This window comes from Mycobacterium sp. (genome assembly GCF_049585075.1).
Classification (GTDB): Bacteria; Actinomycetota; Actinomycetes; order Mycobacteriales; family Mycobacteriaceae; genus Mycobacterium.
Window position 1 is genome coordinate 1 of the sequence record NZ_JBAUZA010000244.1, and the last position, 9,450, is coordinate 9,450.

The window sequence follows — 9,450 nt, forward strand, 5'->3', positions numbered from 1 at the left end:
GTGCGGAGACGTGTCGGCGCCGGTGACTTTCGCGGTGAACCGCACCGGCTGGGCGCCGACCGTGCAGCTGACCGCCTACCTGAGGGCGCTGCCGGCGGACGGCTGGTTGCGGGTGGTGTGCACCTGCATGCAAATCGGGCAGGACTGGTTCGACGAGGACCACACGGTGGTCGATTGCGAGGGCCGCATCGTGGTGCAGGCCCGCCAGTTGGCGATGGTGCCAACGGCGCGCTAGTCGGCGGCGCAACGGGCGCACCGTCGCCAGTTTGTGATCGCCCCTTTGTCGCCGGAAGCCCTCGTGGTCTGCCATGCTGTGCGGCATGGCGAGAATCGCAATCGTCGGCGGGGGCAGTATCGGCGAAGCGCTGCTGTCGGGCTTGCTGCGGGCCGGGCGCCAAGTCAAAGATCTGGCGGTCGCCGAGCAGATGCCCGACCGCGCGCGATACCTCGCCGAGACGTATTCGGTGCTGGTGACGTCGGTGCGCGATGCGGTGGAAAACGCGACGTTTGTGATCATCGCGGTGAAGCCTTCCGACGTCTCTTCGGTGGTCGCGGAGATCACCCAGCTTGCGGCCGAGTCCAGCGGCGACGCCCCCGACCAGGTGTTGATCTCGGTCGCGGCGGGTGTCAGCACTGCCTACCTGGAATCCAAGCTGCCGGCCGGCACGCCGGTGGTGCGGGTGATGCCGAACGCACCGGCCCTGGTCGGGGCGGGGATCAGCGCGATGGCCAAGGGCCGGTTTGCGAGCCAGGAACAGCTCAAAGAGGTCGCCGCGCTGTTGGACTCGGTCGGTGCCGTGCTGACGGTCCCCGAGGAACACCTTGACGCGGTGACGGCGGTCTCCGGTTCCGGGCCGGCGTATTTCTTCCTGATGGTCGAGGCGTTGGTGGACGCCGCCGTGGGCGTCGGATTGAGCCGCTCGGTGGCCACCGAGCTGGTTGCCCAGACAATGGCCGGCTCCGCGGCGATGTTGCTGGACCGAATGGAACAGGACCGCGGAGCGCCCGGCGAGAGGGTGTCCGACCTCTCGCTGGACACCACCGCGGCGCGGCTGCGCGCGGTTGTTACCTCGCCCGGTGGCACGACCGCGGCTGCGCTGCGGGAACTAGAGGGCCGCGGTTTGCGGGCAGCCGTCGACGAGGCGGTGCGGGCCGCAAAAACCCGCTCTGAGCAGCTAAGAATTACATCAGAGTAATTTATAGAATTTTATTTATTTGCCCTCACCCGTCGCAGTAACCCCACTAGTCCCGCTATTCTCCTCTTGGTATGCACCTGTGGGTGCCAGCGGAGGGGAAGCCGCTGGGACTGCAGATGCCTGACGATTGGGTTGCGATGACGTCTATGAACGGGCCATCGGCACGGGATTCAGCTGGCGGTAAATCAGGACGAGACGCTGGTTCAGTAGACGGCCAGCCGCCCCGGACGCAATTCCTGACTGTGGCCGAAGTGGCAGCACTGATGCGGGTCAGCAAAATGACCGTCTACCGGCTGGTTCACAACGGTGAGCTGCCGGCAGTACGGGTGGGGCGCTCCTTCCGGGTGCACGCGAAGGCCGTGCACGACATGCTGGAGAGCTCCTACTTCGACGCCGGCTGAGGCCGGGTAGTTGGGGCCGCGACACTTAAACCTCCGCGAGAACACGCCGATAGGCGTCGCAGTGGCTTAAGTCTCGCGGCGATCGGATGCTGACGTGTGAGCGATGCCTTTTGGTGTTCGATATGCCCAGTTGGGTAGAGTGTGCGGGTTATTGCACATGCCCGGCCACGGCGGACTCGGGCCGCCACACAGATAGCGGAGTTATGGGTTCAGTAATCAAGAAGCGGCGCAAACGGATGTCGAAGAAGAAGCACCGCAAGCTGCTTCGCCGTACCCGGGTGCAGCGCAGAAAACTCGGAAAGTAACTTTCGCAACGACCGCCGCAGCACGCCTCCATAGCCGGTCGGCTAGGACGCCGTTAGGCTAGCAACGTGGATTCGTCGGGCGAGCACCCAAATGGCAACACCAGCGATTCCGTGCATTACCCGAAGGTCGTGCTGGTCACTGGTGCCTGCCGGTTTTTGGGCGGCTACCTGACCGCACGGTTGGCGCAAAACCCATTGATCAACCGGGTCATCGCGGTGGATGCGGTTGCGCCCAGCAAGGACATGCTGCGTCGGATGGGCCGCGCCGAATTCGTTCGCGCCGACATCCGCAACCCCTTCGTCGCCAAGGTGATTCGAAACGGCGACGTCGACACCGTGGTGCATGCCGCGGCGGCGTCGTTTGCGCCGCGGTCCGGTGGCGGGGCGGCGCTGAAGGAAATCAACGTGCTGGGCGCAATGCAGCTGTTCGCGGCCTGCCAAAAGGCGCCGTCAGTGCGTCGAGTGGTGCTCAAGTCGACCTCTGAGGTTTACGGGTCCAGCCCGCACGATCCGGTGATGTTCACCGAGGACAGCAGCAGCCGCCGACCATTCCGCGAAGGCTTTCCCAAAGACAGCCTGGACATCGAGGGCTACACCCGGGGGCTCGCGCGGCGCCGGCCCGATATCACGGTGACGATCCTGCGGTTAGCGAACATGATCGGCCCGGCGATGGACACCACTTTGTCGCGATACATGGCGGGGCCGCTGTGCCCGACGGTGCTCGGCCGCGACGCACGACTGCAGCTGCTGCACGAGCAGGACGCGCTGGGTGCTTTGGAGCGGGCCGTGATGGCCGGTAAGGCGGGCACCTTCAACATCGGCGGCAGCGGCGTCATCATGCTGTCGCAGGCGATCCGGCTGGCCGGCCGAATTCCGCTGCCGGTGCCCGGATTCGGGCTCTGGGCACTGGATTCAATACGGCGAGCTAACCGCTACACCGAGATCAACCGTGAGCAACTCGACTACCTCAGCTACGGCCGGGTGATGGACACGACGAGAATGCGACAGGAACTCGGATACCATCCCAAGTGGTCGACTGCAGAGGCTTTTGACGATTATGTTCGCGGCCGAGGTTTAACTCCCATTATCGATCCAGAGTGGGTACGCTTGGTCGAGGGTCGGGCCGTAGCAGCAGCGCAGCGCTTAGGTGGCCGAACCAAAATCAACTAAGGGGTGGGGGCAGGGTTATTTAATGGCGGGCGATTCCAAAGCGAAAGTCATTCCGCTACATACGAATACAAGTCGCGCTGCAGCGCAGCGGCGTGCCGGCCAACGTACTCAGACGTCTCGTCAGCACCCCTCGCTACTCTCCGAACCGGGCACCCGTGCATCGGCCGATAAAATCGCCGCCGTCGTGCGCGAGATCGACCAGCACCGGCGCGATGCCGACGGCAAATCCGACGCCGACGAGCCGCGCAACGAGCTCGCGCACAAGGTCAGTGCCGTCGCCGACTTTCTGCGACACCGCCTTACCGGCGATTACCGCGTCGACGAGTTCGGGTTCGACCCGCATTTCAACGACGCGATCGTGCGACCGCTGCTGAGGTTCTTCTTCAAGTCATGGTTCCGGGTCGAGGTCAGCGGCGTCGAGAATTTGCCCGACACCGGCGCGGCGTTGGTGGTGGCCAACCATGCCGGCGTGCTTCCGTTCGACGGGCTGATGGCCTCGGTGGCTGTTCACGACGCGCACCCGGCCCATCGGGACCTGCGACTGCTGGCCGCCGACATGGTGTTCGACCTGCCGATGATCGGCGATGCTGCCCGCAAGGCCGGACACACCATGGCATGCACCGCCGACGCCCACCGGCTGCTGGCCTCCGGCGAGCTGACCGCGGTGTTCCCCGAGGGATACAAGGGGCTGGGTAAGCGCTTCAAGGATCGCTACAAGCTGCAGCGGTTCGGTCGCGGCGGCTTCGTGGCGGCGGCGCTGCGCACCAAGGCGCCGATCGTGCCGTGCTCGATCGTCGGCTCCGAGGAGATCTACCCGATGCTGGCCGACGTCAGGCTGCTGGCACGGCTGTTCGGCGTGCCGTATTTCCCGATCACCCCGCTGTTCCCGCTGGCCGGTCCGGCCGGGCTGGTGCCGCTGCCGTCGAAGTGGCACATCGCCTTTGGTGAGCCGATTCCCACCGCGCACCACGCGGCCGCCGACGCCGACGATCCCATGGTCACCTTCGAGCTGACGGACCAGGTGCGCGAGACCATCCAGCAGACGCTGTATCAGCTGCTGGCCGGGCGCCGCAACATGTTCTTCGGCTGAGGTCTGACGGCCGGAGCCGGTGTGGCAGCGGGCACCACGAGGAGCTGGCCGCGCACCTGTCCGCGCGTGGCGCAGCGGCTTCACCGACGACGAAACCACCGAATGCTCTTGCAGACCGCCGTTTACGCTGCCCCCGCCAACACTGCGTTCCTCATCGCCGCTCGGGTGAGGCCGTGAGCCGCACCACTATCTATCACCATGACGCACTCGCCTGCCGTTGGTGGGGTCCGGTTACGATGCGTCGGTTCTTGTGATGGACAAGTTGCCAGAGGAGGAATGATGGCCAAAGTTTTGCTGGTGTTGTACCCAGACCCCGTCTCGGGCTACCCGCCGGCGTATGCCCGCGACAAAATCCCGGTCTTGGACGGCTACCCCGGCGGGCAGACGCTGCCGAGCCCGTCGTCGATTGACTTCACCCCCGGCGAGCTCATCGGCTGCGTGTCCGGTGCGCTCGGGCTGCGCAGATTCCTCGAAGACGGCGGACACCAGCTGGTGGTGACATCAGACAAGGATGGACCCGACTGCGAATTCGAACGAGAGCTAACCGACGCGGATATCGTTATCTCCCAACCATTTTGGCCCGCATACCTAACCGCAGAGCGGATCGCCAAAGCGCCGCGCCTCAAGCTGGCGATCACCGCAGGGATCGGTTCGGACCACGTCGACCTCGATACTGCGATCGCCCGCGGCATCACCGTCGCCGAGGAAACCTACAGCAACAGCATCAGCGTTGCCGAGCATGCGGTGATGCAGATTCTCGCGCTGGTGCGCAACTTCGTTCCGTCGCACCAATGGGCGGCTAACGGCGGGTGGAACATCGCCGACTGTGTCGAGCGCGCCTACGACCTGGAGGGCTTCGATGTCGGTGTGATAGCAGCGGGCCGGATCGGGCAGGCCGTGCTGCGCAGGTTGGCACCGTTTGACGTCAACCTGCACTACACCGACACGCGCCGGCTGCCCGCCGAGCTCGAGCAGGAACTGGACGTGACATTCCACCCCGACGCGGCCGCATTGGTGCGCGCGGTCGACGTGGTTTCCATCCACGCCCCGTTGCACCCACAGACCTACCACCTGTTCGACGAAGAGCTGCTGGCATCGATGCGGCGCGGCTCCTACATCGTCAACACGGCCCGCGCCGAAATCGTGGTCCGCGACGCAGTCGTGGCAGCCTTGAACAGTGGCCAGCTGGCCGGCTACGCCGGCGACGTCTGGTACCCGCAACCGCCACCGGCCGACCACCCGTGGCGGACCATGCCGAATAACGCCATGACGCCACATATCTCGGGCAGCACGCTCTCCGCGCAGGCGCGCTACGCCGCCGGCACCCGCGAGATTCTCGAAGACTGGTTTGCCGGTCGGCCGATTCGCGAGGAGTACCTGATCGTCGACGGCGGACGGCTAGCCGGCACCGGCGCGGCCTCCTACACGGCCGGACACGGCAGCAGCCAGTAAGGCCTGGCGCCACCCCGGTGGACAACGCGGCCGCCTACTATCCGGAGATCAATGCGATGGTGGCGCTCGATCATGTTGCGGCCGGGTGTCGTTCGAGCCAATCCGGGCTGACGCTGGTCGCGTTCTTGCGCGGCGAATCGATGAACGTCTACACCCGGCCCGACCGTCTGGTGCAGCAGTCCGACAGCTAGCCCGGTTTGACCAACGTGAATTGGCAGACGTCGGTGTAGCCGGTGCGGAACAGCTCCGCGCAGCCGGTCAGGTATTTCATGTAGCGCTCGTACACCTCGTCGGACTGGATCGCGATGGCCTCGTCCTTGCGCGCCTCCAGCGCCTCAGCCCAGATGTCCAACGTGCGGGCATAGTGCAGCCGCAGCGGCTGCATCTTGGTGAGGGTAAAGCCTGCCTTGTTCGCATGCTTCTCAACAGCCGAGGCATGCGGCAGATCTCCGCCGGGGAAGATCTCCTCCATGATGAACTTGGAGAATCGGATGAGTTTCATTGTGAGCGGAAGCTCACGGGCAGCGAAATCCTCGTCCTCGGGCTTGATGATGGTGTGCAACATCATCACGCCGCCGGCCGGCAGCACCGAATACGCCATCGTGAAGAAGTCGTTGTAGCGGTCGCGGCCGAAGTGCTCAAACGCGCCGATCGAGACGATCCGATCCACCGGCTCGTGAAATTGCTCCCAGCCCTTCAGCAGCACCTGCTTGGAGCGCGAGCTGTCCACGGCGTCCAGCACCCTCTGTGCATGGGCGGCCTGGTTCTTGCTCAGCGTCAGGCCGATCACGTTGACGTCGTAGCGCTCGATGGCGCGCCTCAGGGTGGCCCCCCAGCCACAGCCGATGTCGAGCAGCGTCATCCCGGGCTCTAGGCCGAGCTTGCCCAGCGACAGGTCGACCTTGGCCAGCTGGGCCTCTTCCAGCGTCATGTCGTCGCGCTCGAAGTATGCGCAGCTGTAGGTCTGGCTGGGGTCCAGGAAGAGCCGGTAGAACTCGTCGGAGAGGTCGTAGTGCGACTGGACGTCGTCGAAGTGCGGTGTGAGATTGCTGCTCATTGGTGTGGATCTCCCCTAAAGGTCGCGGCTGACACTAGGCCCGGGCGCGGATGGATGCAATTGCAGCTATCGTCGCCTCTGCGTTCGCGTCGGGGTTTGACGACTCGCCGAGCATTGTCACGATGCTGGTGATCACGGGGTTCGAATCGGCGTCGGTGACCTCGCTGCGGATCTCAGCAATCACCGTGCCGTGGGACTCGATGACCGAATCCAGGTAGGTGTCGAAATACAGCCGGTCGCCGACCATCATCGGCCGGTGGAACACGAGCTTCTGGTCCCGGTGCAACACCCGCGCGAGGTTGATCGGGATGTCGAACTTGGTGAAAACGTCCAGCTGGACGCGCCGTCCGGCAACCGCAAGGAATGTGAGCGACGCCAGAGGGCTGTCGTAGCCGGCCTCGGCGGCCGCCTCTTCGGAGTAGTGCGACGGATGATCGTCCTTGACGGCCAGCGCAAACTCGCGGACCTTTTCGCGTCCGACTTCGAAGTAATCCGGGTATCGGTAGTGCGTTCCGATGAGTTCCTGGGCGCCTTCGGGAACTGACATGCGCTGTTCTCCACTCTGATGGGTGCTCAGCGGCGCAGCTTATCAGCGTGATTGCCGCCGAGAAGCCACCGCAGCGAGGGCGCCGCCCGCTGCGCCCAGCGCCAGGGCCGACGGCACTCCGATCCGGGCGGCCTTCCGCGCGGTCCGGAAGTCACGGATCTCCCAGCCGCGTTTGCGAGCCAGGTCACGCAAATGACTGTCCGGATTGATAGCGACGGCGGTCCCTACCAGGGAGAGCATCGGGACGTCGTTGTAGCTGTCGGAGTAGGCAGTGCAGCGCTTGAGGTTGAGCCCCTCGCGGATCGCCAGCGAGCGCACCGCGTGCGCCTTGCCGGGGCCGTGCAGGATCTCGCCCACCAGCCTGCCGGTAAACACCCCGTCGACCGATTCAGCGACGGTTCCCAGCGCGCCGGTCAGGCCAAGGCGGCGGGCGATTGTGATGGCGAGCTCGTAGGGCGTGGCGGTGACCAGCCAGACCTGCTGGCCCGCGTCAAGGTGCATCTGGGCCAGATCGCGAGTGCCCGCCCAGATCTTGTCGGCGATGATCTCGTCGTAGACCTCTTCGCCAAGTCTCTCCAGTTCTTCGGTGCGCCGGCCTTCGATGAAGGCCAGGGCCTTGCGTCGGCCCGCGGCGACGTCGTCGCTGTTTTCCCGGCCGATGAGTTGAAACTTGGCTTGCGCGTAGACGAATCCGAGCACATCGCGATAGGTGAAGTACTTCCGCGCGGCCAAGCCGCGGCCGAAATGCAGCAGCGACGAGCCCTGCACCAACGTGTTGTCCACGTCGAAGAACGCTGCTGCGGTCAGGTCGACGGGTGGCTGTTCCGGCCCGGCGGTCTCGTCGGTCTGGATGTCGACGAGTGCGCGGTCGGCGCTGGCGTTGGCAGCCAGCGTCTCCAGGTCCAGCTCAGCCGGACCGGATCCTGCGTTGGGGCCGGGTTCGCCGGTGTCCGGGCCGCCGGGAGCACTCACGGTTCAACACTATCCGGCCTGGGCGGTCGGGGGCGGGCGGCGGAGCCGCTGTTGTCAGGGAGGTCACAGAGGTGCAGCTCCGCGATGGGTCAACGAAGATTCCAACCGACACATCTGCCAATTTCGTGCAGCGCCTCTTGTGATAGCTCTGGATGTCTGTCGTGGAAGCGCTCCAGTATATCGTTTACACCTTCCTCTAAAGTCTTGTCACCCCACTCGATTGGCATGCCGACAGCCTCGCGCACTAAGTCAGAAATCTTCGTGGTGAGTACTTCACCTTGCGTAGTTCCAAATTTTTCGACAACCTTCGCCTTATCGATGCGCGGGACTGCTGAATCTTTGATCGCTATGACGACCGCCGTGTTAATAGCGTCACTGTTCATTGCTCAATCCTTTCATCGTTCGAATATAATGTTTTGCAGACCGGTCTCTGGATCAATGATCACGATCTTAGTGACATTCGGATTACTCATAAGTCGCGGAAGCTCAACCGTTTCCCATACATTTCCCGGACGCAAATTCGATCCTACAACTGCGTAAACCTCGCCGCGCACATTCTCGGCATACATTCCGGAGACCCTAGACCACCATTCTTGTGAGGCGGGGTCAGTAAAATCAAACAGTGGTGCTTTGACCCCGTTCCGCTCCAACAGCCCTTCGAGAGTGGTTCCGCCATGCGATCCTGCAAACAAATCGGCGCTCCCGTTGCCACCGGCTGACTGAGGCCCTATTCCAATCCCCTCAGATGTTCTTCCAGACCAGAAGAATGCGCCATCAGTAGGCGGCGTAACAAGTTCCGGAGATGGCAATTGATAGGGACCGACGAAATTGCCCTCGGGGTGACTCCCATCGCCGCCATCCTCGGTTGGTTGAGGCGCGTGCTCGTCTCCCGGTTGCCCCGGTGGGACGTCATGTGGCGCTTCGGGCGGATGGCCGCCGGCGGGAGAAGGGTCTTGAATCGGCACCTGGTGGGGCGACATTGGCGCGGATTGCGGTGAATCCACGGTTGCCATCTGCGGTGGGGCTGGTTCGGGGGGATGCGGAGCGCCCGGCGCGCCGTAAGGGGGCAGGGGATCAGCGAGCTGGGGTCCTGATGGCACGGAATCTCCGCCCCGGAACTCAGGCGTCGGTTCATGTACGCCGCCCGCCGCAGCCGCGCCCGGGCTACTAATAGGTGCGGGTTCGTTAGGGCGCATCGGATGCTCGCTTGGCGACGGCACGGCCGCCGGCTCCGGCGCGCCTGGCGCGGCGTCTACCGGA

At 64.3% G+C, this 9,450-nt stretch carries 11 protein-coding genes and 1 pseudogene; 8 read left to right on the plus strand and 4 right to left on the minus strand.

Translation table 11 applies throughout. The features are described 5' to 3' along the window. The 8 genes and pseudogenes from WB785_RS11625 to WB785_RS11660 all read left to right on the plus strand — a co-directional run. Positions 1-235: pseudogene (locus tag WB785_RS11625) on the plus strand (thioesterase family protein); the annotation flags it as partial. Positions 236-320: 85 nt separating this feature from the next. Beyond that, entirely contained in the window at positions 321-1,196 is an 876-nt protein-coding gene (gene proC, locus WB785_RS11630) for a pyrroline-5-carboxylate reductase (protein WP_424079284.1), read from the plus strand. A gap of 137 nt (positions 1,197-1,333) precedes the next feature. Continuing rightward, the gene (locus tag WB785_RS11635) at positions 1,334-1,597 is read left to right on the plus strand and encodes a helix-turn-helix domain-containing protein (RefSeq protein ID WP_424079294.1); all 264 of its coding nucleotides are present in this window, start codon (positions 1,334-1,336) and stop codon (positions 1,595-1,597) included. 203 nt (positions 1,598-1,800) lie between these two features. Then, a complete protein-coding gene (locus WB785_RS11640; RefSeq protein WP_003402602.1) occupies positions 1,801-1,902 on the plus strand; it encodes a 30S ribosomal protein bS22 in 102 nt (33 codons plus the stop codon). Between the two features lie 66 nt (positions 1,903-1,968). Beyond that, a complete protein-coding gene (locus tag WB785_RS11645; protein WP_424079285.1) occupies positions 1,969-3,072 on the plus strand; it encodes an SDR family oxidoreductase in 1,104 nt (367 codons plus the stop codon). 22 nt (positions 3,073-3,094) lie between these two features. Then, positions 3,095-4,162, plus strand: a complete 1,068-nt coding sequence (locus WB785_RS11650) for a lysophospholipid acyltransferase family protein (RefSeq protein ID WP_424079287.1) — start codon at positions 3,095-3,097, stop codon at positions 4,160-4,162. 279 nt (positions 4,163-4,441) lie between these two features. After that, on the plus strand, positions 4,442-5,614 hold the full coding sequence (locus WB785_RS11655; RefSeq protein WP_424079289.1) for an NAD-dependent formate dehydrogenase: 1,173 nt from the start codon (positions 4,442-4,444) through the stop codon (positions 5,612-5,614). 17 nt (positions 5,615-5,631) lie between these two features. Further along, a complete protein-coding gene (locus WB785_RS11660) occupies positions 5,632-5,805 on the plus strand; it encodes a hypothetical protein (RefSeq protein WP_424079296.1) in 174 nt (57 codons plus the stop codon). On the opposite strand, the gene WB785_RS11665 is transcribed toward WB785_RS11660, so the two are convergent. The 4 genes from WB785_RS11665 to WB785_RS11680 form a co-directional block, all read right to left on the minus strand. Continuing rightward, the gene (locus tag WB785_RS11665) at positions 5,802-6,671 is read right to left on the minus strand and encodes a cyclopropane mycolic acid synthase family methyltransferase (RefSeq protein ID WP_424079291.1); all 870 of its coding nucleotides are present in this window, start codon (positions 6,669-6,671) and stop codon (positions 5,802-5,804) included. The two genes, WB785_RS11660 and WB785_RS11665, sit on opposite strands and share 4 nt — an antisense overlap. 34 nt (positions 6,672-6,705) lie before the next feature. Next, a complete protein-coding gene (locus tag WB785_RS11670; protein WP_424079292.1) occupies positions 6,706-7,218 on the minus strand; it encodes an FAS1-like dehydratase domain-containing protein in 513 nt (170 codons plus the stop codon). Positions 7,219-7,260: 42 nt separating this feature from the next. Next, entirely contained in the window at positions 7,261-8,124 is an 864-nt protein-coding gene (locus WB785_RS11675) for an HAD family hydrolase (RefSeq protein ID WP_424079295.1), read from the minus strand. Between the two features lie 155 nt (positions 8,125-8,279). Continuing rightward, positions 8,280-8,573, minus strand: a complete 294-nt coding sequence (locus WB785_RS11680; protein WP_424079293.1) for a hypothetical protein — start codon at positions 8,571-8,573, stop codon at positions 8,280-8,282. Between the last annotated feature and the right edge of the window lie 877 nt (positions 8,574-9,450).